Below are 24367 nucleotides of genomic sequence, written 5' to 3'. Positions count from 1 at the left end.
ATTCCAAACTAGAGTGTTTGACACCAGTTTGCTTTTGCGCGAAGAGACGATTGCCGGATTCAGACGGAAATCCGTCACAGGAGAGGATTATGAAGCTCAACCGCACATTCCGCGCAGCCGCGCTGGCGATCGCCCCCGCCGCCCTGCTCGCCCTTCCCGCCTATGCGGCGCCCGATGCTGCTCAAGTCGTGAAACACTATGCCGAAGTCGCCCATGCGAAGTACGAGGACTCGCTGACGACTGCGAAGGCGCTCGACGCGGCCATCGATATATTCCTGAAGACGCCCAACGATACGACGTTGAAGGCTGCCCGGGATGCCTGGATCAAGGCGCGCGTCCCCTATCAGCAGACGGAAGTCTACCGCTTCGGCAACCCTGTTGTCGATGACTGGGAAGGCAAGGTCAACGCATGGCCGCTGGATGAAGGCCTGATCGACTATGTCGATCCTTCTTACGGTACGGAAAGCGACGAGAACTCGCTCTATGTCGCTAATGTCATTGCCAACAAGACGATCAAGATCGATGGCAAGGATATCGACGCCTCCAAGCTGACGCCGGAATTCCTCTCGGGCACGCTGGCCGAAGCCGGCGGTATCGAGGCCAATGTCGCGACCGGCTATCACGCCATCGAATTCCTGCTCTGGGGCCAGGATCTGCATGGCACGGGACCGGGTGCCGGCGAGCGCCCCGCAACCGACTATGACCTGAAGAATTGCACACACGGCAATTGCGACCGCCGCGCCGAGTATCTGAAGTCCGCCTCCACGCTGCTCGTTTCCGACCTGCAGGAAATGACCGACAACTGGGCGCCCGACGGTGAAGCCACCAAGCATGTCGAAGCTGATCCGAAGGCCGGTCTCGCCGCCATCCTGACAGGCATGGGTTCGCTCTCTTATGGTGAACTGGCCGGAGAGCGCATGAAGCTCGGCCTGCTGCTGCACGATCCGGAAGAAGAGCATGACTGCTTCTCCGACAATACTTACAACTCGCATCTGAACGACGCGATCGGCATCGCCGCCGGCTATACGGGCGAATATACCCGCGTCGACGGCACAAAGATGACCGGCCCTTCGCTGCACGACCTCGTTGCCGCCAAGGACAAGGCACTGGACGCCGAGATGACCGGCAAGCTCAATACGACGCTGGATGCCATGCACGCCATGGCCAAGCGCGGCGAGACAGTCGAGAAATACGACCAGATGATTGGCGAGGGCAACAAGGAAGGCAACGCCGTCGTCCAGGCTGCTATCGATGGTCTCATCGACCAGACAAAGTCGGTCCAGCGTGTTATTGCCGCACTTGACCTCGGCACCGTGGAGCTTGAAGGTTCCGACAGCCTGGATAATCCTAACGCTGTCTTCAAATAAGCAAAAAGGCGGGCCGTTCCGATCGCGGAACGGCCCGGACCCTTGAAATGTCGCATGACCCTGCCCGTCACCTTCTTGTCAGCGCAGCTTTCTGCGCCTTGCTTGCCGGGCTTCCCGTCGCCATCGCCGGCGCTTTCGATCTTCCCACCAGACGGATCGATCTTTCCGATGCAGACCTGAAGCGCGTCGCCGATATCACAAGGCCGACCAGCGATTTCAGCAAGGCGGAGCCTTACGAGGCCATGCAAGCGGGTGCGGCGACCTCCGTCGATCCGGTTACCGAAGACAGTTTCTCGCATATCTCGGCCAATATCCCCTTCGAGGAAGAGCAGAATTTCCGGCTTGGCAATGCGCTCTTCCGCAAGCTTTGGGTTTCGGCGCCATCCTCGACGCAAGCTTCCGACGGGCTCGGCCCGCTCTTCAACGCCCGTTCCTGCATGAGCTGCCACGCCAATGACGGTCGCGGCAAACCGCCGGAGGGTGGTCCGAGCACTACCTCGACGGTCTTGCGTATTGCCCGTGCAGCGAAGACAGCGGAGGAAGAAAAAGCAATCGCCGGCGCCGATGTCGTCAACTTCCCCGATCCGGTTTATGGGCACCAGCTTCAGGACCTCGCGGTTCCGGGGCTTGCCGCGGAAGGCAAGGTTGCTGTCACCTATACCGAGGAGACTGTCACGCTTGCGGGCGGGGAGACGGTTAGCCTGCGCAAACCCGCCTATTCCGCCAAGGACCTCGCCTACGGCCCGCTCGATCCGGCAACAACGATCTCAGCGCGGGTCGCCCCGGCGATGATCGGCCTCGGCCTGATCCAGGCGATCCCCGAGGCGGATATTCTTGCCCATGCCGATCCTGATGATCTCGATCATGATGGTATCTCCGGCAAGGCGGCGATCGTACGCGACCACCGCAGCGGCAATATTGCACTGGGGCGCTTCGGCTGGAAGGCGCAGAATGCCAATATACGCGACCAGAGCGCTGACGCCTTTTCCACCGATATCGGCATTTCGACGCCGGACGCGCCAAATGCCTACGGCGACTGCACCGGCGCTGAGACAAAGTGCCTCGCCATGCGTGATGGCGTGCAGAAACGCCTCGGCGAGCAGGAAGCTCCTGGCCCGGTGCTCGACCTGGTGACCTTCTATTCCGAAAACCTCGCCGTGCCTGCCCGGCGCAAAGCAAGTTTCGCTGAAACCTTGCGCGGCAAGCAGCTGTTCTATGAATCGGGCTGCATTTCCTGCCACGTGCCGAAGTTCGTCACGCGCCGCGATACCGCCGAAAAGGCGCAATCCTTCCAGCTCATCTGGCCCTATTCCGATTTTCTGCTGCACGACATGGGCGACGGTCTTGCCGATGGGCAGCAGGTAGGACTTGCAAGCGGACGGGAATGGCGCACGCCACCGCTATGGGGTATAGGACTGACCCGGACTGTCAGCGGACACAGCTTCTTCCTGCATGACGGCCGCGCCAGAAATCTCACCGAAGCAATCCTCTGGCATGGCGGCGAAGCGGAAAAAGCCCGTAGCGCATTCTCCTCTCTATCAAAAGGCGATAGAGAGGCCCTGATTACATTCCTGGAGTCACTTTAATGCGCCCCTGGCACACCCTCCTCTGCCTCGCCGTGACCGGCCTTGCCACATCGGCTGCCGCCCAGAGCGCGGCGACGCCCGCTGCGGGACTGAACGAGGATGCCGTGCCGTCGGTCATGCAGCGCGCCGTCGATGAGGTCATCCGCCCAGGCTATCGTAACATGCAGCAATCGTCCGCGCGCCTGACGACCGCCATGAACGATCTCTGCGCCTCCGGTACACAGCAGACGCTCGACCGCGCCAAATCGGCATTCGACGATACGATCCGCTACTGGTCGACGATCGAGATCGTCCAGACCGGCCCTGTCATCCAGGACAATCTCTTCGAGCACATCCTCTTCTATCCCGACCGCAAGGGTGTCGGCCTGAAGCAGGTGCAGGCGCTGATCGCCAAGGCCGATCCGAAGGACGCGACAGTCGACGCCATCGCCGGCAAGAGCGTCGCTCTGCAGGGTCTGACCGCACTCGAATATGTGCTCTACGGCAACGGGTCCGAGGAACTGATCAAGCAGAAGGGCGGTTTCCGCTGCCTGTATGGCCAGGCGGTTGCCGGCAATATCCAGCGTGAAGCCGGCGAAGTGGTCGCCGCCTGGGAAAAGCCTGACGGTGTGCAGGCGGGCTGGAAACATCCTGGCCCGCAGAGCGACGATTTCATGGATAACAAGGAGGCCGTGACCGCCCTCCTCGGCATCCTCGTCCACGGCGCGGAGAATGTCCGCGACCAGCGACTGGAGCAATTCTACAAGGGCAAGGATACGCCCGCCCGTCCGCGCATGGCGATCTATTGGCGTTCCAAGAATACCTGGAAATCGATGGCCGCCAATCTCGAGGGCATTCGTACCCTCTGGCAGAAGGCCGGCATGGCCGAACTGCTGCCGCCCGAAAAGAAGGCGGTTGCCGATTCAATCGACACCAAGTTGAAGACGATCATAGACAGCGTCTCGAAGCTGAACCCGGATATCGAAGTCGCGGTCAGTGATGCGGAGAGGGGCAAGCTCGATACGCTGCTTAGCGAAAGCCGCGATCTCATCACCACGATCAGCGATCAGTATGGAGCGGCAATCGGTCTTTCGGCCGGCTTCTCCTTCTCGGACGGAGACTGACCGATGTGGCGCAGCGCCGCCATCGACCGCCGTGGCTTCGTCAAGGCCGCCGGTATCGGCTTTCTGGCTGCGCTGAAACCTGAAGCGCTGCTGGCTCTCACGCGCGCCGATGCTGTCTACGCATCCGGTATCCGCGCTGCCAACGGCTCCTTTGCGGTCGCGACCGTCACCGAACGCGGGGAGATTGTCGATCAGGTGGCGCTGCCCGCCCGCGCCCATGGCATGGCCCATAGTGTTGCCACCGGCCACACCGTCGCCTTCGCCCGCAGGCCGGGTACCTTCGCGATGATCTTCGACCCCCGGAACAGGGGCGAACCGATCGTCATCACCTCACCGGAGGGCCGCCATTTCTACGGCCACGGTGCGTTTTCGCCGGATGGGCGGTTGCTCTATGCCAGCGAGAACGACTTCGACAACAACAGGGGCATGATCGGCCTCTACGATGCGACGAACCGTTTCGCCCGTATCGGCGAATACGAAACCTATGGCGTCGGCCCGCATGACATGACGGTTTCGGATGACGGCCGCATGCTTGTTGTCGCCAATGGCGGTATCGAGACCCACCCGGATTTCGGCCGCACCAAGCTCAATCTCGGCAACATGCAGCCGTCGCTGGCGCTGATCGATGCGGCGACCGGCACGCTGATCGAAAAGCATACGCTACCGCCGCAATGGTCGTCGGTCTCGACACGCCATGTCGATCTCGAGGCCAACGGTCGCATCTGGTTCGCCTGCCAGTATGAGGGCCATAGGAAGGACCTGCCGCCGCTCGTTGGACATTTCGCCAGGGGTGAGGATCTTGTTTTCATCGATTTGCCCGAGGAAACGACCCGGCGGCTTGCCAATTATGTCGGGGCGATCGCAGTCAATCGAAAGGAAGGTCTGGTCGGCGTCACTTCGCCGGTCGGCGGCGCATCTGTCACCATCGATGCGAAAACCGGCAATGTGCTGCGCGAGGACAGCGTTCGCGATGCCGCGGGAATCGCGCCTGCTCCCGGCGGTTTTGCCGTTTCCTCTTATGATGGCGATTTCCTGTCGGCTCATAGCGATGTCGCCTGGGATCAGCATATCGTGCGGATCACTCAGCCGGCACTCGTGCGGTAGTCTTTCCATTCCTTTTCAGTGACTTCGGCGGCTGCCCGCGCCGCCTCATAGAGCCAGTCCTCACCGCGGGAATGCAGGTCATTGCGAATAGCCGCAGCACTTGCCGCGTCATCCGAATGGCAGTTGGCGATCTCGAATCCCATCAGTTCCAGCATGGCGCCATCCAAGAGCGTCTTCGCATCGCTCTCGATCTCGATCTTGCGGCTGTTCGGCGAAAGCCGGCGGACAAGAATTCGGCCCGACACAGCGAAATGAGGATCTGGGCTGCGCATGCGCCCGGCGGCGATGACGCCTGTTCTGATGACGTGATCTCCCGATCTTGCGAGCGACCATGCCGAGGGCACGAGCGCCTTGGCTTCACGCAGCACAGGCCCACCACGCCATTCCTTCACATAGGCGACGAAACGTGGCCGCCCGAGGCTGCCCGTTCCCTTCTTCTTCACGGGCAAGGGCGTAGAACTTCCTGCGCCTCTCGGCAAAGCATTCCTCAGTGCATCAACAAAACGGCCGGGGGCTGGCTTTTCGCCGGGCTTGTGTTTGTCCCATTTCTTCCAGAATTCCTTCCGCTCATCCTCCGAAAGCAGCAGCTTGTCGCGCAGCCAGGGATGATCGCGCTCCAGGACGATCGGGCTCGCATGTTCAAGTCCGCGCACATATCCAGCGAGAGTGAGTTCGGCGATCGCCCTGCCGGAAATCCCGGCATCCGGCTGAGCCAGAATGGCGCTTGCGACCAGCCGGACAAGATCCAGGCCATAGGGCATGATCGCCGCGTCGTCGAAATCATTGGCGCCCCAGACCAGCCGCCCCTCGATATCGCGCCAGGTACCGAAATTCTCCAGGTGGGTATCGCCGATCGACAACACTTGCGGCATATCGGCAAGCTCCGGCCTCACGGCGTAGATGATTTCCGCCCAGCGCCAGTAGGTAGCGCGCAGGAAGGAGAATGCCTCTTCGCGCATCTTCCTGTGTTTCTCGTCGATACCCTCCTGTACGAGCTCGCCCTGCAGCTCGTGTCCCAGCCACGCCTCGTAATCGCTCATAGATTGAGAAAATGTCTTCATCGGCTCGCCCTCAGGTTTGCATGATCATAAACCTGGGGCGCCTTATTCAGAAGCGGTTTTGAGGCAATCTAAGGCGGGCGCGACGAGACCAAAATCCAGCCATCGCAAAGGCGGCTTGCGATGGCCGCCGCTGCTTCCCAGAGCGACTCCGTGTCACGCTGTGATCAGGTCTGATGTGGCAGTGGCGGATGAAGTGCTGCAAACCGTTGGCGAAACATCGGCGCGGCGACAGGACGGGAACGACCCATCTCGAATAGATTGTTCGAGATGGACGCATTTGGAGTGGCAGCGGAAGACAAAAACGCCGTGAGCCGGATTGCAACCTTGTCGAATCCGGCGGGCCATGCCACTTTCGCGGTCGCGAGAGGGCTGCGATGAACGATACCGACAGAGGCGATTTCCGGGAGCGGATCCGCCAGAGTTTTGCACGACAGGCCGCCATGCACACCATCGGCGCGGAGCTGACGCGTATCGAGCACGGCATGGTGGAAATCGAGCTTCCTTTCGACGTCAAACTGACACAGCAGCACGGCATTTTGCACGCAGGCGTCATTTCCGCAGCGCTCGATTCGGCCTGCGGTTTTGCAGCTTACAGCGTCATCGATGCCGAAGCCTCGATCCTCACGATCGAGTTCAAGGTCAACCTCATGTCGCCGGGGCGCGGCGAACGCTTCCTCTTCAGGGGCGAGATCACCAAGCCCGGCTCCAACATCATCGTCGCCGACGGGCGAGGTTATGCGATCAGCGATGGGCCGGCCAAGCTCATCGCGTCCATGACCGGGACGATGATGGTCATTCGCGGAAGAGAGGGAATTACGGGATGAAATTCGAACTGAAGTCGGTTGCAGGCAAGTCCATCCTGTTTGTCATGGCCGCGGAGGCCGAATATGGCCCGTTCCTGCGCTCGCGCATCGAACCGCTGATGACTGGCGTGGGGCCGGTCGAGGCAGCAATCGCGATCACCAAGTCACTCTCCCGTCTCGATGCTTCCGACGATCTGCCCGACCTCGTGGTTTCGCTCGGCTCGGCCGGTTCGGCGCGCCTGCAGCAGACCGAAGTCTATCAGGTCACCTCCGTTTCCTATCGCGACATGGATGCCTCGCCGCTCGGTTTCGAAAAGGGCAAGACCCCCTTCCTCGACCTGCCTGCGGATCTCGAGCTGCCGCTACGCATTCCCGGCATTCCCGAAGCCACGCTTTCGACCGGCGGCAACGTCGTTTCCGGTGCCGCCTATACCAATATAGCAGCCGACATGGTCGACATGGAGACCTATGCGGTGCTGCGCGCCTGCCAGGGCTACAAGCTGCCGCTGATCGGCCTTCGCGGTATTTCCGACGGCGCGGTCGAGCTGCAGCATATTTCCGGCTGGACGGAATATCTGCATATCGTCGACCGCAAGCTTTCCTATGCCGTGGACAGCCTTTTCACTGCCCTGGAGGACGGCGTTTTCTGGTTCTAGAGCATATCGCGCAAAAGTGTGCAGCGGTTTTGCGATAACAACATCCGAAGACAAAAGCTTGAGGCGCGGCAGCGAATTTGAAAGATCGCGACACGCTTCAAGCGCTGAAAACAGGGACAATCGGGACAATAAAACCCTGATACGGCCGAATTCCCGCATTGCAAGAAGAGGCGCTTTTCATTAAAGGCTCGCCATGACCCAGACAGCACATCCCGACAGCGTTCTCATCGTCGATTTCGGCAGCCAGGTGACCCAGCTCATCGCACGTCGCGTGCGTGAAGCCGGCGTCTATTGCGAGATCGTTCCTTTCCAGTCCGCCGAGGAAGGCTTCAAGCGCCTCCAGCCGAAAGCCGTGATCCTGTCCGGCAGCCCGGCCTCGACGGTCGATGAGGGATCGCCGAGGGCGCCGCAGATCATCTTTGACAGTGGTCTTCCGGTGTTCGGCATCTGCTACGGACAGCAGACGATGTGCATGCAGCTCGGTGGTTTGGTGGAAAGCGGCCATCACCGCGAATTCGGCCGTGCCTTCCTCGAAGTCGATGAGGACTGCGTACTTTTCGAGGGCCTCTGGTCCAAGGGCTCGCGCCACCAGGTCTGGATGAGCCATGGCGACCGCGTCACCAAGCTGCCCGAGGGCTTTGAAGTCGTCGCGACGTCGTCCAACGCGCCCTATGCTTTCATCGCCGACGAAAAGCGCAAATATTACGGCGTGCAGTTCCATCCTGAGGTCGTGCATACGCCCGACGGCGCCAAGCTGATCGCGAATTTCATCCATAACATCGCCGGCATCAAGGGCGACTGGACCATGTCGGCCTATCGCCAGAAGGCGGTCGAGGACATTCGCAAACAGGTGGGTGACAAGCGCGTCATCTGTGCGCTTTCCGGTGGTGTCGACTCCTCCGTCGCAGCGCTGCTGATCCACGAGGCCGTTGGTGATCAGCTGACCTGCATCCTCGTCGACCACGGCCTGATGCGCAAGGACGAGGCGGCTGGCGTCGTCGCCATGTTCCGCGAGCACTACAATCTGCACCTGATCCATGTCGACGCTTCCGATCGCTTCATCGGCGAACTCGAGGGCGTTTCCGACCCGGAAACCAAGCGCAAGATCATCGGCCGCCTGTTCATAGAGACCTTCGAGGACGAGGCCAAGAAGCTCGGTGGCGCCGATTTCCTCGGCCAGGGCACGCTCTATCCCGATGTGATCGAGTCCGTCTCCTTCACCGGTGGTCCCTCCGTTACCATCAAGTCGCACCACAATGTCGGCGGCCTGCCGGAGCGCATGAAGATGCAGCTCGTCGAGCCGCTGCGCGAACTCTTCAAGGACGAGGTTCGTGCCCTCGGCAAGGAACTCGGCCTGCCCGACAGCTTTATCGGCCGCCATCCCTTCCCGGGTCCAGGCCTTGCCATCCGCTGCCCCGGCGGCATTACCCGCGAGAAGCTCGAGATCCTGCGTGAGGCCGACGCGATCTATCTCGACGAGATCCGCAAGGCCGGCCTCTATGACGCGATCTGGCAGGCTTTCGCCGTGCTGCTGCCCGTCCAGACCGTTGGCGTCATGGGCGACGGCCGCACCTATGAATTCGTCTGCGCGCTGCGTGCCGTCACCTCGGTCGACGGAATGACGGCGGATTTCTACCACTACGACATGGAATTCCTCGGCCGCGCAGCCACCCGCATCATCAACGAGGTCCGCGGCATCAACCGTGTCGTCTACGACGTGACCAGCAAGCCGCCTGGCACGATCGAGTGGGAATGAAGATCCCGGAACCCGACACGGGTTCCCGTTTTGCCTCTGCTCCAGAGGAGCGTGAATGATAGGCAAAACAGCTGAACAGTGGGTGTTTCAGCATCTAGATCCGGCCAGAGCTAGAGTACTCAATTCTACTTATGAAAAACCGCTGCCGGTTTTATAGGGCTGCGTGCTGATCATCTCAGGCGTGGCTCTCCTGAGGCCCGACCCTCATTGATTGCCCCCAAAAAAATCAACCTCGGACAGCATGTTGAGACAGCGCCACGCAAGGTTGCTGTTTGACCTTTTCGTCTCATCACTGTGAAAGCTGCTGTTCCTAAAATCCGAGACGCACCTCTCCCAGGATGATGCCGCCAACTCATCAACCCGAGGTATCGATGCCAATACTTACTTTTGCGAATACGAAAGGAGGCGCCGGCAAAACGACGGTCGCTCTCGTTCTCGCCACAGAACTGGCTCGCCGTGGCCATCGCGTTTCCGTTCTGGATGCCGATCCCCAGCAATGGGCCACACGCTGGCATCGCCTGACTGGTGACGCAGCGGAATTCGCTGTCGTCCCCGGTGTCAGCGAAAATACGATCGAACAGCAGGTCAAGGACCTGAAAAAGCGTGGCGGCTACATCATCGTCGATCTGCCGGCCGGTCTGAGCCCGGCTATGGCGAAAGCCATCGGCTTTTCCGACCATGTGCTGGTTCCGGTCCAGGGATGCGCAATGGATGCCGCCGGCGGTGCGCAGGTGCTTGAGATCATGAAGCAGCTTGCTGCCCAGCATGATATCCGCATCCCGCATTCGGTCGTGCTGACGCGCATCAGTTCGATCATCACCACTCGCGCGCTGCTCGCGGTCAAGGGCCTACTCGCAAAGCAGCAGGTCAATATCGTCGACACGGCACTGATCGAGCGCGCCGCCTATCGCGACATGTTCGTTTCCGGTGGCAGCCTCTATACGATGGATCCTGCCCGCGTCAGCAATCTCGATAAGGCGCAAGACAATGCCCGTATGCTGGCAGACGATGTCCTTCGTCTCGCACCGCCGAAGGCAGCCCGCGCCAAGTCTGCCAGGAAGGTGGCCGAGGTCGTCAAGAACGCTGCCTAATCCATGCCTTGATTGACACCAACAGACGGCTGCCGCAAAGGTGGCCGTTTCGGTTCTGAATATCCTCTCAGTAGCGTTTGTTCGTGTTTTGTTCTTGACCAGGCCGCCGATACCAGTATGCTCCTGCTTGTAAAAACAAGGAGGCGGGCGATGTAGTCCGTAGTTCAAATGCCTCATTTTCCACTCGATCCGAATAGCGCAGGCCCCCAGAAGAAATCCAATCTCGTCGGGGAATTTCACGACAGGATTTTCTTCGCGCTTCGTCCAACTATCGAAGCGGCGTCCGAGGCGCTGGACATCGCGCGAGTGTATCGCGATAAACACTCTCTGCCCGGGCCCTCGCGGCCCAACGCACTGCTTCATGTCACCCTGAACGGCATTGGCGCCTACCGTCGGCTGCCGGATGATATCGTATTCAGCGCTGAACAAGTCGCCGCGACAGTGCGCGTCCAACCGTTCGAAATTGTTCTCGACGAAGCCATGAGCTTCACCCATCCGGGCCAACCGCAAGCCTTTGTCATCTGCGGCAGGCAAGAAAACGAAGGCCTGCTGGATCTTCGCAACCAAATCCAGGAAGGTCTCTACGAGGCCGGACTACCCTATAATGTCGGCGGACATCTGACGCCGCACATGACGATGCTCTATGATCGCAAGACCGTTCTGCCCGAAAAGCTCGACCGACCCGTGCGCTGGATGGTTCAGGAATTCCTGCTGATCCATAGCATCTACGGGAAGAGCGAGCATCGCGTCGTCAACCGATGGCCCCTGATCGGCTGAGCTGCGCTTGCACCGCGGGTGGGGATTCTTGTAAAACTCCCCACTCAATATGCACATGCGGAGCAAGACAGTGGACGTTTCAGAGATCATCCTCCCCGGCGATACACCAGGTATCGAATGGCGCTTGCCAGTCATGCGCTTCAATGGAAAGGATCCTGCGGCACCCAAGGTCTATATCCAGGCTGCCTTGCACGCCAACGAACTGCCGGGCACGGCGCTCGTGCATTTTCTCTGCGGCAAGCTGCGCCAGGCTGGAAGCGAGGGGCGGATCGCGGGCGACATTACGCTCGTGCCGCAGGCAAACCCTGTTGGAGCGGCACAATCGCATTTTGGTGAATTGCAGGGTCGCTTCGATCTGGGGTCACGAACCAATTTCAATCGCGATTTTCCGCTGATCTCGATCCGTGATCGGGCAGAGCTGCTTGACGGATCCGATAATTACCCGGCTATAGATCGGTTGAAACGAGAGCTGATATATATGGCGCTCGGGGCCGATCTGGTGCTCGACCTGCATTGCGATGATGAATCGCTGCAATATGCCTATATCGACGAAGCCTTCTGGCCGGAGGCTGCTGACCTTGCCAATGCGCTCGACATGGAAGCGGTGCTGCTTTCAGATGGCGAAAGCTCCGCCTTTGAAGAGGCAGTCGGTTTTGCGTGGAAGTACGAGGTGCCGGGCGAGCGTAAGGCCAAGCTTCCCGGCAAACTTTCGGTGACTGCGGAACTGCGCGGCCGCCGTGACGTCTATCCCGATATGGCCGAGAAAGACGCCGAGGGGCTGCTGCGCTTCCTCATCGGGCGCGGTGTCGTCAACGGCAAACCTTCCGGAGACAAGACCTTCGCCGGACCTGCCGTGCCGCTCGACAATGTGGAGATCGTGCGTGCGCCGCAGGGTGGTACCGTGCTCTTCCACCGCAATGTCGGCGAGCATGTCTCGGAAGGAGAGCTTCTGGCGACGATCGTCACCCGGCCCGGCTTTGCCGAAGGGGATATCGATATCCGGGCGCCACAGGATGGGCTGTTTCTCACACGGACATCTGATCGCCTTGTGCGCCGGCGCGGCGACCTGATGAAGATCGCCGCCGACAAGCCAAGCCGGGCGACGCGAAAGGCCGGCACGCTGGAAGACTGACCGGCGTTCTTTTCAACACGCGAATGTAAAGCTCGCGCAACTGTCACACAGGCTTCAAGAAAATCCGCCAAGCCGTTGCAGACATGTTGCGAAGGAGCTTTCATGCCGCATTACGACATTGCGATCGTCGGCGCGGGAATTGTCGGGCTGGCGCATGCGCTGGCGGCGGCAAGGCGCGCCAAACGGGTCGTCGTTGTTGACCGCGACGCCCAGGCAAATGGCGCCTCGGTGCGCAATTTCGGCTTTGTGACGGTGACCGGCCAGCAGGCAGGCGACTGCTGGAACAAGGCACGCCAGGCCCGCGATATCTGGGCCGAGATCGTCGATGACGCCGGCATCGACGTGCTGCAGCGCGGGCTGCTCCTTGCCGCTAGGCTCGACGAATCCGAAGCCGTCATCGACGCCTTCCTACGCACGGAAATGGGTGAAGGCTGTGAAAGGCTGACGCTCGACGAAGCACGCCGGCTTGTGCCGGCGCTGCGACCGGAAGCGGGGCGCTTCACACTCTATAGCCCGCATGAACTTCGTGTCGAATCCCGCACAGCCATTCCGCTGCTCGCCCGCTATCTCGAAGTTAAATATGGCATCGAGTTCCGCCGCTCCACAGCAGTGAATGCCGTCGAACCGCCGCGGATAGAGACGTCAACCGGTCTGATCGAGGCGGAGACCGTGGTTGTTTGCCCAGGCGACGATTTCAAGAGCCTGTTTGCGGATCGCATTGCTGCCTATAATGTCACACGCTGCAAGCTGCAGATGATGCGTGTCGTGCCGGCCCAGCGGGTTTCGCTGAGCACTGCTGTCATGTCCGATCTCGGGCTTGGGCGTTATCTCGGCTATGCCGAATTGCCTGAAGCGACGGCCCTGAAGGCGCGGCTCGACCGTGAGTTCAAGCCGGAGCGGGAAAACGGCATCCACCTGATCGTCACACAATCGGAAGATGGCTCACTGATCGTCGGCGACAGTCATCATTATTCCGAAACGCCCGATCCTTTCGGTCTCGAGCGGGTCGACCGGCTAACCCTCGACGAGATGGACGCCGTGCTCAATCTGCCGGGACGTTTCATCACCGAGCGCTGGATCGGCACCTATGCCTCCGGCCCGGAGCGCTGGCGGTTCACCGACAAGCCTTCCGACGCGTTACGCATTGTCGTTGTGACGGCAGGCTGCGGTGCTTCGACCGCCTTCGGCATCGGCGAGGAAACCATCGAGGATCTCTACGGGAGCGCAGCATGACACAATTCAAGGCAGTGGTCTTCGACTGGGCCGGCACGGTCATCGATTTCGGATCCTTCGCACCGATGGGCGCCTTCGTGGACACCTTCGGCAAGTTCGGCGTCGAGGTGACGATTGCCGACGCGCGCAAGCCGATGGGGCTCCCGAAGCGCGCGCATATCGCCGCGATGCTGGCCGAGCCGCATATCGCCGCCCGCTGGCAGGCGGCAAAAGGCACGCTTCCGGACGAGGCGGCCATCGACCGTGTTTACGAACTCTTCGTGCCGCTGAACGAAGCCGTCGTGACCGATTATTGCGCGCTGGTGCCCGGAGCGATCAAGACGATCGAATATCTGCGCGAGCGGCAGATGAAGATCGGCTCGACCACAGGCTATACACGCTCGATCATGGAGCGCGTGCTGCCGCTTGCCGCCGAACAAGGTTATGCGCCCGACAATCTGATCTGTGCCGATGATCTGCCGCTTGGCCGACCGACGCCGATCGGCATGTATAAATGCTTCCTCGACCTGATGGTCTATCCGGCCTCTGCCGTGCTGAAGGTCGATGATACCGAACCCGGCATTGCCGAGGGTGCTGCCGCAGGCTGCGTCACCGTTGGCGTCACGCTCTCGGGCAACGAGGCGGGACTGACATCTGAAGAGCTGGACGCGCTTTCGCCAGAGGCGCGAGCCGCGTTGCACAAGCGGATCGGCGAGAAGCTGATTGCTGCCGGTGCCGACTACGTTATCGAAACGGTGGCGGACCTGCCTGCCCTTATCGAAGAGCTTGAGGGATAAAGGACCGACGGCGTTTGCAGCGCTGATACAGCGTGGTATCTCCCTCCGGAAACAGGGAGATCGAACCGGCATGGCCGTCACCATCTACGGTATCAAGAACTGCGACACGATGAAGAAGGCCCGCAACTGGCTGGACGATCATAACGTCGCCTACGACTTTCACGACTACAAGGCCGTCGGCATCGACCAAGCGCATCTGGAACGCTGGATCGACGAGGCGGGCTGGGAGACGGTGCTGAACCGCGCCGGTACGACATTCCGCAACCTGCCTGACGCCGCGCGCGAAAATCTCGACCGCGATAAAGCCATCGCGCTGATGCTCGACCAGCCGTCGATGATCAAGCGGCCAGTACTGGAAACTGGCGGCAAGCTGCTGATCGGCTTCAAGCCGGATATCTACGCGCAGGCGTTCAAGGGCTGAGCCATGTCCAAGACCACTCGCGCCACTCAGGTCCTCACACAAGCCGGCGTCGCCTTCACGGTTCACACCTATGACTATGATCCGAACGCCGAGCGCGTGGGGATGCAGGCAGCCGAAGCGCTCGGCGAGGAGCCGCATCGCGTGTTGAAGACGCTGATGGCGGAGGTGGACGGGAAGCCGGTCTGCGTGGTCGTGCCTTCCGACCGCGAGGTCAGCATGAAGAAGCTCGCGAGCGCCTTTCATGGCAAATCGGCCAACATGATGAAACCGGCCGATGCGGAGCGGCTAACGGGATACCATGTCGGCGGCATCAGCCCGTTCGGGCAGAAGAAGATCGTATCGACGGCGATCGAGGAAACCGCTCTTGCCGAACCGCTCGTCTATATCAATGGCGGGCAACGCGGGCTGCAGGTGCGGCTCGATCCGAAAGAGGCGTTGAAGGCACTGAAGGCCGCCGCCGCACCGCTGATCGCCTGATCAGAGAAAGCGGTCTAGCAGGCCGGCGATCGTCCTCGCCTCGCCTTCTGAAAGCTTGCCGCCGATATGAGTTTCGATTGCTTTGCCATAGACGGTCCACATGCGCTCCCGAAGCTGCCGGCCGGCATCAGTGATCACAACCCAGCGGCCGCGACCATCTTGTGCGAAGACCTCGCGACCGACGAGGCCCTCCCTTTCCAGCCGATCGATCAAACGGGAAAGATTGTACTGCGCCAGCAGTGTCCGCTCCTCGAGCTCATAGGGGCGCAGCCTGCCTGATTGCGAGCGCGCCAATTCCCAAAGCACGTCATACCAGGCAAGTGGCGGCATGCCGGCTGTCTTCAAATCGGCTTCGATCAAGCCCAGCAGCCGCTCGCGGGCACGCATGAGGCGTGTCCAGGCAGAGACGACGGCTTCGTTCGGATTTGGCATATTCTCAGACATAAATGCAATTACATCTATCTTGAAACTCAACACAAGCGATACTAGATGCATTTGCATGCATACGAAACCGACGATGCCTCGCGAAACCCCAGGAGACTTTCATGAGCAAGCTTACCCTCATCAGCCATCATCTCTGCCCCTATGTGCAACGCGCCGCGATCGCGCTCCTCGAAAAGGGCGTACCATTCGAGCGGATCAATATCGATCTTGCCGACAAACCGGATTGGTTCCTGAAAATCTCACCCCTCGGCAAGGTGCCCTTGCTCCGGATACAAGAGGACGACGGTCGCGAAGAGATGTTATTCGAAAGCAGCGTGATCTGCGAATATCTGGAGGAAACACAGACAGGTACGGCGCTGCATCCCGCCGATGCGCTGACCCGCGCCCGCCATCGCGGATGGATGGAGTTCGGCTCATCCGTGCTTTCCGATCTCTGGGGCTATGAGACGGCGCAGGATGGGGCGCAGCTGGAGGCCAAGCATAAGGCGCTTGTTGCCAAATTCCTGACGATCGAGCGCGCGCTGGCGGACGGACCTTATTTCGCAGGGACGAGCTTCAGCCTCGTCGACGCGGTCTTTGGGCCGATCTTTCGCTACTTCGACCTATTCGATACGCTCGGCGACAGCCCCATCTTCGATGGTCTCGAGCGGGTCGAGCGCTGGCGCAAGGCGCTGGCCGAGCGGGCAAGCGTCAGGAACGCCGTCGGCGAAGACTATCAGCAGCGGCTGATGGAATTCCTCGAGAAGCATAATTCGGTCCTACTCCGGCTGCCCGCCGCCGCTTGACGCGCGCGCACCAGCGGCCGGACATGCTTCGGCCGCGCTCAAATTGGAGCCGGCACGCTTCATTTTCGCCGTAAAGGGGTCTAAGTCTTTCACCTCCCGTCGCAGATATCAGAAGGCAGGTTGACCCATGACGTTTATGCCCCAGAGCCACAGCTCCGTCGATCCCGGCAAACTCGAGAAGCTCGCAGAAGTCGCCATCAAGGTGGGCCTGCAGCTTCAGCAGGGGCAGGATCTCGTCATTACCGCGCCGGTCGTGGCGCTGCCGCTGGTGCGACTGATCACCAAGCACGCCTATCTCTCGGGTGCCGGCCTGGTTTCGACCTTCTATTCCGACGAGGAAACGACGCTTGCCCGCTACCAGTATGCCAGCGACGAAAGCTTCGACCGGGCTTCCGGCTGGCTTTATGACGGCATGGCGAGAGCCTACGAAAAGGGTGCTGCCCGCCTCGCGATTGCCGGCGACAACCCGATGTTGCTGGCGGAGCAGGATCCGAGCAAGGTCGGCCGCGCCAACCGCGCCAATTCCACGGCCTATAAGCCGGCGCTGGAGAAGATTTCCAACTTCGACATCAACTGGAACATCGTTTCCTACCCCAATCCTTCCTGGGCGAAGGTCGTCTTCCCGGACGATCCGGAAGCAATCGCCATTGCCAAACTCGCCAAGGCGATCTTTGCCGCATCGCGTGTCGATGTGCCCGATCCGGTCGCCGCCTGGGCCGAGCACAATGCCAATCTGCGCAAGCGTTCTTCCTGGTTGAACGGCGAGCGTTTCGCTTCACTGCATTTCAGCGGGCCGGGCACGGACCTGACCGTCGGCCTCGCGGACGGCCATGAGTGGCACGGCGGCGCCTCTACGGCGAAGAACGGCATTACCTGCAATCCGAATATTCCAACCGAGGAAGTCTTCACCACGCCGCATGCGCTGCGCGTGGAAGGCCATGTGTCCAGCACCAAGCCGCTCTCACATCAGGGCACATTGATCGACAATATCCGGGTTCACTTCGAAGGCGGCCGCATTGTCGAGGCCAAGGCTTCACGCGGGGAGGAAGTGCTGAACAAGGTGCTCGATACGGATGAAGGCGCTCGCCGGCTGGGCGAAGTGGCATTGGTGCCGCATTCCTCGCCGATTTCAGCGAGCGGCATCCTCTTCTACAACACGCTGTTCGACGAAAACGCTTCCTGCCATATCGCACTCGGCCAGTGCTATTCGAAATGCTTCCTCGACGGCGCATCGCTCAGCCAGGAGCAGATCAAGGCGCAGGGCGGCAATTCCAGCCTGATCCATATCGACTGGATGATCGGCTCCGACAAGGTCGACATTGACGGCATCAAGCCCGATGGCTCGCGGGTACCGGTGATGCGCCAGGGCGAGTGGGCATAGTACCGGCCTTCGGCATCAGGCTGCGCTGGCTGAGCCAGACGCTGACCAGCACCATGGCAAAACCTGAAAGCTGGATCGGTGTCAGGCTCTGGCCGAGCGCCAGCCAACCGAGCAGGGTCGCGACAACCGGGCTCAGAAAGCCGAGCGACGCAGCGGCCGAAGGCTCTATGCGCGAGAGCCCTCGGAACCATAGCAGATAGGTGAAAGCAGCACCGACGAGGCCAAGCCAGGCAATGCCGAGGATATTGGCTGTCGTCGGCACGGGAAGCGCCGGCTCCAGGAAAAAGGCCACGGGCACGAGCAGAATGCCGCCTGCGGTCAATTGCCAGGAGGTAAAGGTGAGGCTGGAGACGGGCGGCTGCCAATGGCGGGTCAGCACCGTACCAAAGGCCATGGAGACCGCGCCAGCGAGACCTGCGACGACGCCAACGGGATCGAGGGCCGCTTTCGGCGTCAGCACCAGAAGTGCGACGCCTGCGATGCCGATCAGGCCGGCCATAACGGCAATGAAGCGGATCGGCTTGCCAAGGAAGATGCGCGAGAGCGCAATGACGATCAGCGGCTGTACGGCGCCGACCGTCGCGGCCACGCCGCCGGGCAGGCGGTAGGCTGAAACGAAGAGCATCGCCCAGAAGAACGAGAAGTTCAGTGCGCCCAGAATGAAGACGCGGCTCCACCAGATGCCCGTCGGCAGCTTCCGGACAATCAGCAGCAGAAGCAGCCCCGCCGGCAGCGCCCGCAGCATTGCAACGGTCAGCGGGTAGCCATGCGGCAGGAAGGATGTGGTGACGAAATAGGTGCTGCCCCAGATGGCGGGTGCAATCGCGGTCATCAACACATCCGTCGCGTATCGAATATTTGTCTTCATCTCAAGAATCTCTACATCAAGATAAATTCAAGATAATGCATTTTATCTTGACGTCAAGATACCTGCTGATATCGATGCAGCATGGACAAGGTGAAATCGGATCACGTCGACAGGATCCTGGCACAATGGCGGCGCGAGCGGCCGGAGCTGGATGTCGAGCCCATGGGGATCTTCGGCCGGCTGAAGCGGCTGACGACGCATATCGGCCGCGAAGTGGACGCGCTTCTGCTCAAGCACGGCCTTTCCTCTTCCTCCTTCGATGTGCTGGCCACGCTTCGCCGTTCCGGCGCACCCTACCGACTTTCGCCCGGAGAGCTGCTCGGCATGACGATGGTGAGCTCCGGCACGATGACGAACCGGATCGATCAATTGGAAAAAGCGGGCTTGGTGGAGCGCCTGTTCAATCCCGAAGACCGGCGCAGCGTGCTTATTGCGCTGACCGAGAAGGGTTTGGCAGCGGTGGAAGAGGCGGTCGGCGCGCATGTCGCCAACCAGCAGCGGCTGACACGCAACCTGACGGCAGAAGACAGAGCCGAACTCGACCGGTTGCTCAAGAAATTCCTGTCCGATTTCGAATAGTCAGACGGCAGCGAGCGCCTTTCCGACGCGCTCCAGATGCGTCTTGCGCTTGGCGTCCGTCGTGCGGTCCATGTCGTGCAGGTTCAGCATCCGGAACTTCACTCGCTTGGCACAGAAATTGGCGATGCCGCGCTTCAGGAGGCGTCGGACGGGATTGCCCATATAGAGATGCACCAGCCACCAGGGCGAACCAGTTGTCGTCAGCGCGTAGAGCAGCTTGATATTGGTCAGTTGCGGCACGATACGGCCGCCGGCAGCATCATGGGCAAAGGCGACGCCCGGTGCAAAGACGCGATCGATGAAGCCCTTCAATATGGCCGGGAAGTTGAACCACCACTGCGGAAAAACCAGAATGAGGCCGTCTGCCGCTTGCAGCCGCGCAACGATACCGGAAACGGACGACGTATCGTAAGGCATATCGAAATAGCCGCCCCGCTCGGCCCTGGACAGCCTCGGGTCGAAATCCTCCGCATAGAGATCCAGGAGATCGACAGTATGGCCGGAGGTTTCGAGGGCCTCGCGAGCGGTCCGCGCCACAGAAGCGGCGAAGCTTTCGGGCAGCGGATGGGCGAGCACCAGCAGAATGTGCATTGCTAGAACAGGCTTCCCTGCTTCGGTGGCTCGCCGGCCTTGATCGTGCGCTTCCTGCCCCCTGATGGCGCAGCGCCGCCTTCCGTCGTCATAGCGCCGACGCGGCCGTCGGCGAACTCAATGGCGATGCCCATGCCGTCGGAGAGTGCCGATGCCTGCGAGACCGGCCTGTTCTCCTCATCGCGAATGACGGCATAACCTCGCTTCAGCACGTTCTTGTAGGAGAGAGACTGAAGAACGCGGTCTTGCGCTGCCAGAGCTGCGCGGGCGCGAGCGAGCTGATGACCAATGGCGCTGTCGGCATGGCGGGAGAAATTGGCAAGGCGGTCCCGAGCACGACCCGTCTGTGTGGTCAATCTAGTCGGCACGGATGACAGAACGACACCGAAGCGTTCGACACGGGCTTTCAGATTGTCGATGCGGCGTTCGACGACACGCTCGGCCCGCGCCATGCGTTCGTTCAGAAGCTGCCGACGCTCGGTGATGCGGTTGGAGAGCACGTCCGGCCGCAGATGCGAGGCAACACGCTCGAAACCGCGGCGTTTGTTGATGGTGTTGAGCTCCAGGCCGCGACCGAGACCGGCAGCGGCCTCATCAAAGCGGCGTCGGGGCAGCGCCAGCAGCTGATCGAGCGACGGCAGGGCGCGCATCAAGGCGCGGACGGACTGGCGGCGCTGATCCATCTGGCGGCTCATGCAGCCCTGCAGACGGGCAGTGAGACCTGCGACCTGGGCCTCGAGCTCGGCCTTGACGGGCACGGCCATTTCAGCAGCACCGGTCGGTGTCGGGGCGCGGATATCGGCTGCGTAGTCGATCAACGTCCAGTCGGTCTCGTGGCCTACAGCGGAGATCAGCGGAATCCGGCTATCGGCTGCGGCCCGCACGACGATTTCGTCGTTGAAGCTCCAGAGATCTTCGAGGCTGCCGCCGCCGCGGGCGACGATCAGCACATCAGGGCGCGGGATCTCGCTGCCATGCTCCAGAGCGTTGAAGCCGTTGATGGCGTTTGCCACCTCCTCGCCGGAGCCCTCCCCCTGCACCTTGACCGGCCAAACGATGACATGGACGGGGAAACGATCGGAGATGCGATGCAGGATATCGCGGATGACGGCGCCCGTCGGCGAGGTCACGACACCGATCACCTTGGGCATGAAAGGCAGACGCTTCTTGCGCGAGGGATCGAACAGGCCTTCGGCACCGAGACGGCGCTTGCGCTCCTCGATCAGCGCCATCAACGCGCCGGCGCCGGCGGGCTCGAGCGTCTCGATGACGATCTGGTATTTGGAGGAACCGGGAAAGGTCGTTACCTTGCCGGTCGCGATCACCTCCATGCCCTCTTCAGGGCGGAATTTCAGTCGGGAAAAAGTTCCCTTCCAGATGACCGCATCGATCCGCGCGCGATCGTCCTTCAGCGAGAAGTAAGCATGGCCCGAGGAATGCGGACCACGGTAACCCGAGATCTCGCCGCGCACACGCACCTGATCGAAGGCTGTCTCGACGGTCCGCTTGATGGATCCGGAGAGCTCAGAGACCGAATATTCCGCAAGATTGGTAGGCGAATCGCCGTCAAAGACATTGCTCATCCCCTCTTTCTATTTTGATCGCCCTTAAACTGAAAGGTCGGGGCCGGGGAAGGGCGAATTTTTATTCAAAAAACGGTGGGAGACCCAAGAAATAGGGATATCGCTACTCTAAAAAAAATCTTAGTATCATTCATGTTCGTAGGGAGTGGCGAACACCCGACCCGAAAATGAGCATGTTGGTGACAGTGAAAATTCCCCGTCGATGAGCGACGCGGGAGCGGTCGCTTCTATCATCGTCGCCCTTGCTCAACCTTATAGGTTTCGGCTCGCCCTCTTTCCGAACAACTGGTCGATCAGGCGCGATCGAATTGACAGCATAATGCTGCTTCGTGCGAACGCGGATGTTGTAGCCGGAGAGTTCCGTTTACGTAAATGGAAAAGTAACGGAACTTTTCAGCCTGTAACAGAGTTGAACTGTATCGAAACACGTACCCGGCGGAAGCCGGAGGAAATGCCGTCAGGTGAACGCATCCGTAACCATGGCTGCAAGTGCAGCTTTCATTAAGGGTGGCCAATAAACTTTTGTTAGCGGAGGACCCCTAGGTTCCTCGCAAACGACCTGAAGAAGAGGTGACAACATGATCATCCTGACAGCAACCACCCTGGGCCTCACCGCTGGCCTTATGCGCTCAGCCGGCGTCATTGCAATCGTCGCCATGCTGATCGCTGTAACCTTTGCCATCGCCGCGATTGTCTCTGGCGGTGCGGTTTCATTCCTGGCGCTTTTCTACACGATCATCGGTTACAATGCCGGCCTGCTGCTTTACCTCGGCGGCCTCTTTACCACCGATCGCCTGCGGGCTGTACTCGTCCACTCCTGAAAGACGGGACTCAGTCCGACGTCGGCCGATAACGGAAGAACTGGACGCCGCTGTCCGCAGCTTTTGGCAGCGGATCGAGATACCCAGGAATATTGCCCTTGCCAAGTTGTGCATAAAGCCCGTCGGGCTTCAATTTGGCGATTTCGCTCGTCTGCAGATCATCCGGGCAGAAGGCAAGAACAGTAACGCCCGCTCCCTTCAGAAAGGCCTCTGCTTCCTGCGGCTCGGCCAGACCTATATGCATCTCGGTCAGCATGCCGCCTTGGTTGCGATGATAGGGCGCCGATAAAACACGGTTAGCGGTGTAGCGCAGGATCGGCACACCCATTTCCGACGGCGCCGAGACGAGACCCGCAGGCAGGCCGCCAAGCGGCGCGAGCGCCTGCTTGGAGGAACATGACGGTCTATCCGCCACCTCCGTATTCTTCGTCTTGTTGACCTGCATTCCGACAAGCGCACCGCCGACGGCCCATACCGCCGGCACGCTTGCCAGGACCGTCACGATATAGATGAGGGCAGCCGCGGCGTTTTCGCTGTCGCCGTTCGACACGCGGCGCACGTCGATGATCAGCAAGGCAAGCGGCAGGATGGATAGCAGATTTGAAAAGACGGCTCCCCGGACCTGAACCAGCGCAACCGCCCAACTGACGCTCAAGAGTGCCAGAAGGACGAGATGGATTTGCACGCGATCGCCCTGCACGGAGCGGAAAATACAGACGGCGATCGCGAGCAGGCCAGGCGCATAGAATGCGCCAAGGGAAAAGGGATCTGTCCTGCCAAGAGCGAGGATGGATTGCGCTTCCGAGACATTGCGCAGCCAGAGTTCGACCAGCATGGGATCGAGGTCGGCAAGCGGATTGCGCAGGCATTCCGGGGCAATAACTATGGCGGAGCCGAAAACAGCGGCGCCGACAGCCGCAATCACGGCAAGACGCAGGCCGCGGCCGAGACGGCTCGCAAAGATCGCGGCGACGAGCAGCAGACCACCGCCAATGGTTGCCAGGCTGTAGAAGCCGAGCGAAAGATTGTCGCAAGTCACCGCTGAATAGTGCTGTGGCGGTACCGTTGCAAAGAAGAGGATGCTGATCGCAACAGCCAGGCTGAGGCCGAAAGCTTTGGTGGCGGCGGCGAGCGGCTCGCCTTCCCAGACCCAACGCAGCGCTACGACAAGGCAATAGATGGCAACGAAGGGCGTGGTTTCCGCGCCGATCGCGATCGCCAGGGCGGCTGACGCGCCAGCAATGATGTAGTTCCAGGCGCGCTGCTTTTCATCGAAGAGCATCGCCACCATGGTTGCGACGAGCGCGAGCTGAGCGTTGTGGTGATCGATGGCGCCTGGCGCAAAGCGATTGCCGGTATAGACCGCCATGCCGGCAAAGCAGAAAGACAGGTGCATGCCGGCAAGGCCGCCGACACGCCGTCCGGCAAGACCCATGGCAAGCATGGCGGGAAAAACGAGCGACAGGGGCCAGACCACGAGTGCAGCAGCTTCCGCGGCATCATGGCCGAGCAAGAGGCCGAAGAAGCGGATCAGTGCAGCGATCGGCAAGTCGATCAGCCGCGACCAGTGCATGAGCGTGCCTTCGCCGAGGCCGAGCCGATACTGCATCAGATCGAACCAGCCCTGCCCGTTCACAAAGTCCCTGACCTCCACGAGGCGCATGCCGTCATCATTGTCGGGGCCGACATAATCGACCGGACCCCCGGCGTATTTCATGACGACGATAATGCCGATCAGAACAAGGCTGTAGATGAGGGCGGATGGCAGGAGACGCGTCAGCAGCTGCCGAATATTGCCGATGATCCCAGTCCTGACTGATGTGGCTTGCGCCTTGGCGATCGGCTGCACTGCGTTCATCATGATAGCCAGGTCGTTGCGTGATGGGCGAACCTTAGCCTTGGCTTATCAAGAAAGTGTAAACCACAGGACGCGACAGCTTTCGCTTCTTATAGGGGCTTGTTAACGCAGCAT

The 24367-nt window shown here is 60.6% G+C and carries 24 protein-coding genes; 18 read left to right on the top strand and 6 right to left on the bottom strand.

Going from position 1 to position 24367, the window contains the following annotated elements:
* The first annotated feature begins 89 nt into the window (after positions 1-89).
* The 4 genes from LVY75_11005 to LVY75_10990 are packed head-to-tail and all read left to right on the top strand — an operon-like array spanning position 90 to position 5160.
* Positions 90-1367 (top strand): imelysin family protein, encoded by a 1278-nt coding sequence (locus LVY75_11005; protein ID XAZ23764.1) that lies wholly within the window; start codon positions 90-92, stop codon positions 1365-1367.
* Positions 1368-1414: 47 nt separating this feature from the next.
* Entirely contained in the window at positions 1415-2953 is a 1539-nt protein-coding gene (locus LVY75_11000) for a c-type cytochrome (protein XAZ23763.1), read from the top strand.
* On the top strand, positions 2953-4056 hold the full coding sequence (locus tag LVY75_10995) for a hypothetical protein (GenBank protein ID XAZ23762.1): 1104 nt from the start codon (positions 2953-2955) through the stop codon (positions 4054-4056). Before LVY75_11000 ends, LVY75_10995 begins: the two co-directional genes overlap by 1 nt.
* Positions 4057-4059: 3 nt before the next feature.
* Positions 4060-5160: a DUF1513 domain-containing protein gene (locus LVY75_10990; protein XAZ23761.1), complete on the top strand. Its 1101-nt coding sequence runs from the start codon at positions 4060-4062 to the stop codon at positions 5158-5160.
* Here LVY75_10990 and LVY75_10985 read toward each other — a convergent pair.
* Positions 5139-6221, bottom strand: coding sequence for a DUF2252 domain-containing protein (locus tag LVY75_10985; protein XAZ23760.1), 1083 nt, complete (start codon positions 6219-6221; stop codon positions 5139-5141). The two genes, LVY75_10990 and LVY75_10985, sit on opposite strands and share 22 nt — an antisense overlap.
* Positions 6222-6595: 374 nt before the next feature.
* Between LVY75_10985 and LVY75_10980 the strand changes: the two genes are divergently transcribed.
* From LVY75_10980 to ybaK, 10 genes are all read left to right on the top strand, one after another.
* Positions 6596-7045 carry a PaaI family thioesterase gene (locus LVY75_10980; protein ID XAZ23759.1) on the top strand — a complete coding sequence of 150 codons (450 nt, stop codon included), beginning with the start codon at positions 6596-6598 and terminating at the stop codon, positions 7043-7045.
* Positions 7042-7680, top strand: coding sequence for a 5'-methylthioadenosine/S-adenosylhomocysteine nucleosidase (locus LVY75_10975; GenBank protein ID XAZ23758.1), 639 nt, complete (start codon positions 7042-7044; stop codon positions 7678-7680). Before LVY75_10980 ends, LVY75_10975 begins: the two co-directional genes overlap by 4 nt.
* Positions 7681-7873: 193 nt before the next feature.
* Positions 7874-9436, top strand: a complete 1563-nt coding sequence (gene guaA, locus LVY75_10970) for a glutamine-hydrolyzing GMP synthase (protein XAZ23757.1) — start codon at positions 7874-7876, stop codon at positions 9434-9436.
* A 371-nt stretch (positions 9437-9807) separates the two neighbouring features.
* Positions 9808-10527: a ParA family protein gene (locus LVY75_10965; protein ID XAZ23756.1), complete on the top strand. Its 720-nt coding sequence runs from the start codon at positions 9808-9810 to the stop codon at positions 10525-10527.
* A 168-nt stretch (positions 10528-10695) separates the two neighbouring features.
* Positions 10696-11304: a 2'-5' RNA ligase family protein gene (locus tag LVY75_10960; GenBank protein XAZ23755.1), complete on the top strand. Its 609-nt coding sequence runs from the start codon at positions 10696-10698 to the stop codon at positions 11302-11304.
* Between the two features lie 70 nt (positions 11305-11374).
* On the top strand, positions 11375-12436 hold the full coding sequence (locus LVY75_10955; protein ID XAZ23754.1) for a succinylglutamate desuccinylase/aspartoacylase family protein: 1062 nt from the start codon (positions 11375-11377) through the stop codon (positions 12434-12436).
* Between the two features lie 102 nt (positions 12437-12538).
* Positions 12539-13669: a TIGR03364 family FAD-dependent oxidoreductase gene (locus LVY75_10950; GenBank protein XAZ23753.1), complete on the top strand. Its 1131-nt coding sequence runs from the start codon at positions 12539-12541 to the stop codon at positions 13667-13669.
* A complete protein-coding gene (locus tag LVY75_10945; GenBank protein XAZ23752.1) occupies positions 13666-14445 on the top strand; it encodes a phosphonoacetaldehyde hydrolase in 780 nt (259 codons plus the stop codon). Before LVY75_10950 ends, LVY75_10945 begins: the two co-directional genes overlap by 4 nt.
* 70 nt (positions 14446-14515) lie before the next feature.
* Entirely contained in the window at positions 14516-14866 is a 351-nt protein-coding gene (locus tag LVY75_10940) for an ArsC family reductase (protein ID XAZ23751.1), read from the top strand.
* Positions 14867-14869: 3 nt separating this feature from the next.
* Positions 14870-15343, top strand: a complete 474-nt coding sequence (gene ybaK, locus LVY75_10935; protein XAZ23750.1) for a Cys-tRNA(Pro) deacylase — start codon at positions 14870-14872, stop codon at positions 15341-15343.
* Here ybaK and LVY75_10930 read toward each other — a convergent pair whose 3' ends face one another.
* A complete protein-coding gene (locus LVY75_10930; GenBank protein XAZ23749.1) occupies positions 15344-15787 on the bottom strand; it encodes a MarR family transcriptional regulator in 444 nt (147 codons plus the stop codon).
* Between the two features lie 101 nt (positions 15788-15888).
* Between LVY75_10930 and LVY75_10925 the strand changes: the two genes are divergently transcribed.
* Together LVY75_10925 and LVY75_10920 are read left to right on the top strand one after the other, a co-directional pair.
* Positions 15889-16572: a glutathione S-transferase family protein gene (locus LVY75_10925; protein ID XAZ23748.1), complete on the top strand. Its 684-nt coding sequence runs from the start codon at positions 15889-15891 to the stop codon at positions 16570-16572.
* 127 nt (positions 16573-16699) lie between these two features.
* A complete protein-coding gene (locus LVY75_10920) occupies positions 16700-17953 on the top strand; it encodes an aminopeptidase (GenBank protein XAZ23747.1) in 1254 nt (417 codons plus the stop codon).
* On the opposite strand, the gene LVY75_10915 is transcribed toward LVY75_10920, so the two are convergent.
* On the bottom strand, positions 17901-18821 hold the full coding sequence (locus tag LVY75_10915; GenBank protein XAZ23746.1) for an EamA family transporter: 921 nt from the start codon (positions 18819-18821) through the stop codon (positions 17901-17903). The two genes, LVY75_10920 and LVY75_10915, sit on opposite strands and share 53 nt — an antisense overlap.
* An 81-nt stretch (positions 18822-18902) precedes the next feature.
* On the opposite strand from LVY75_10915, the gene LVY75_10910 reads away from it, so the two are divergent.
* Positions 18903-19400, top strand: coding sequence for a MarR family transcriptional regulator (locus tag LVY75_10910; protein XAZ23745.1), 498 nt, complete (start codon positions 18903-18905; stop codon positions 19398-19400).
* Here the strand turns inward: LVY75_10910 and LVY75_10905 are convergent, their stop codons facing one another.
* Positions 19401-19991, bottom strand: a complete 591-nt coding sequence (locus LVY75_10905) for an NAD(P)H-dependent oxidoreductase (GenBank protein ID XAZ23744.1) — start codon at positions 19989-19991, stop codon at positions 19401-19403. It abuts the gene before it with no gap.
* Positions 19992-19993: 2 nt separating this feature from the next.
* Positions 19994-21574, bottom strand: coding sequence for an exodeoxyribonuclease VII large subunit (gene xseA, locus LVY75_10900; GenBank protein ID XAZ23743.1), 1581 nt, complete (start codon positions 21572-21574; stop codon positions 19994-19996).
* A gap of 578 nt (positions 21575-22152) precedes the next feature.
* Here xseA and LVY75_10895 point away from each other — a divergent pair.
* Positions 22153-22395, top strand: a complete 243-nt coding sequence (locus LVY75_10895; protein ID XAZ23742.1) for a hypothetical protein — start codon at positions 22153-22155, stop codon at positions 22393-22395.
* A gap of 10 nt (positions 22396-22405) precedes the next feature.
* Here the strand turns inward: LVY75_10895 and LVY75_10890 are convergent, their stop codons facing one another.
* Complete coding sequence (locus LVY75_10890) at positions 22406-24253, bottom strand: hypothetical protein (protein ID XAZ25690.1); 1848 nt, start codon at positions 24251-24253, stop codon at positions 22406-22408.
* Between the last annotated feature and the right edge of the window lie 114 nt (positions 24254-24367).

It is taken from the genome of Sinorhizobium sp. B11 (assembly GCA_039725955.1).
Lineage (GTDB): Bacteria > Pseudomonadota > Alphaproteobacteria > Rhizobiales > Rhizobiaceae > Rhizobium.
The sequence above is the reverse complement of the archived record's forward strand: the minus strand, read 5'-3'. Positions and strand labels throughout refer to the sequence as shown.

What these genes read in the sequence shown, in the direction of transcription:
- LVY75_11005 (XAZ23764.1), top strand. Translation starts at nt 90, where the DNA reads ATGAAGCTCAACCGCACATTCCGCGCAGCCGCGCTGGCGATCGCCCCC.
- LVY75_11000 (XAZ23763.1), top strand. Translation starts at nt 1,415, where the DNA reads ATGTCGCATGACCCTGCCCGTCACCTTCTTGTCAGCGCAGCTTTCTGC.
- LVY75_10995 (XAZ23762.1), top strand. Translation starts at nt 2,953, where the DNA reads ATGCGCCCCTGGCACACCCTCCTCTGCCTCGCCGTGACCGGCCTTGCC.
- LVY75_10990 (XAZ23761.1), top strand. Translation starts at nt 4,060, where the DNA reads ATGTGGCGCAGCGCCGCCATCGACCGCCGTGGCTTCGTCAAGGCCGCC.
- LVY75_10985 (XAZ23760.1), bottom strand. Translation starts at nt 6,221, where the DNA reads ATGAAGACATTTTCTCAATCTATGAGCGATTACGAGGCGTGGCTGGGA.
- LVY75_10980 (XAZ23759.1), top strand. Translation starts at nt 6,596, where the DNA reads ATGAACGATACCGACAGAGGCGATTTCCGGGAGCGGATCCGCCAGAGT.
- LVY75_10975 (XAZ23758.1), top strand. Translation starts at nt 7,042, where the DNA reads ATGAAATTCGAACTGAAGTCGGTTGCAGGCAAGTCCATCCTGTTTGTC.
- guaA (XAZ23757.1), top strand. Translation starts at nt 7,874, where the DNA reads ATGACCCAGACAGCACATCCCGACAGCGTTCTCATCGTCGATTTCGGC.
- LVY75_10965 (XAZ23756.1), top strand. Translation starts at nt 9,808, where the DNA reads ATGCCAATACTTACTTTTGCGAATACGAAAGGAGGCGCCGGCAAAACG.
- LVY75_10960 (XAZ23755.1), top strand. Translation starts at nt 10,696, where the DNA reads ATGCCTCATTTTCCACTCGATCCGAATAGCGCAGGCCCCCAGAAGAAA.
- LVY75_10950 (XAZ23753.1), top strand. Translation starts at nt 12,539, where the DNA reads ATGCCGCATTACGACATTGCGATCGTCGGCGCGGGAATTGTCGGGCTG.
- LVY75_10945 (XAZ23752.1), top strand. Translation starts at nt 13,666, where the DNA reads ATGACACAATTCAAGGCAGTGGTCTTCGACTGGGCCGGCACGGTCATC.
- LVY75_10940 (XAZ23751.1), top strand. Translation starts at nt 14,516, where the DNA reads ATGGCCGTCACCATCTACGGTATCAAGAACTGCGACACGATGAAGAAG.
- ybaK (XAZ23750.1), top strand. Translation starts at nt 14,870, where the DNA reads ATGTCCAAGACCACTCGCGCCACTCAGGTCCTCACACAAGCCGGCGTC.
- LVY75_10930 (XAZ23749.1), bottom strand. Translation starts at nt 15,787, where the DNA reads ATGTCTGAGAATATGCCAAATCCGAACGAAGCCGTCGTCTCTGCCTGG.
- LVY75_10925 (XAZ23748.1), top strand. Translation starts at nt 15,889, where the DNA reads ATGAGCAAGCTTACCCTCATCAGCCATCATCTCTGCCCCTATGTGCAA.
- LVY75_10920 (XAZ23747.1), top strand. Translation starts at nt 16,700, where the DNA reads ATGACGTTTATGCCCCAGAGCCACAGCTCCGTCGATCCCGGCAAACTC.
- LVY75_10915 (XAZ23746.1), bottom strand. Translation starts at nt 18,821, where the DNA reads ATGAAGACAAATATTCGATACGCGACGGATGTGTTGATGACCGCGATT.
- LVY75_10910 (XAZ23745.1), top strand. Translation starts at nt 18,903, where the DNA reads ATGGACAAGGTGAAATCGGATCACGTCGACAGGATCCTGGCACAATGG.
- LVY75_10905 (XAZ23744.1), bottom strand. Translation starts at nt 19,991, where the DNA reads ATGCACATTCTGCTGGTGCTCGCCCATCCGCTGCCCGAAAGCTTCGCC.
- xseA (XAZ23743.1), bottom strand. Translation starts at nt 21,574, where the DNA reads ATGAGCAATGTCTTTGACGGCGATTCGCCTACCAATCTTGCGGAATAT.
- LVY75_10895 (XAZ23742.1), top strand. Translation starts at nt 22,153, where the DNA reads ATGATCATCCTGACAGCAACCACCCTGGGCCTCACCGCTGGCCTTATG.
- LVY75_10890 (XAZ25690.1), bottom strand. Translation starts at nt 24,253, where the DNA reads ATGAACGCAGTGCAGCCGATCGCCAAGGCGCAAGCCACATCAGTCAGG.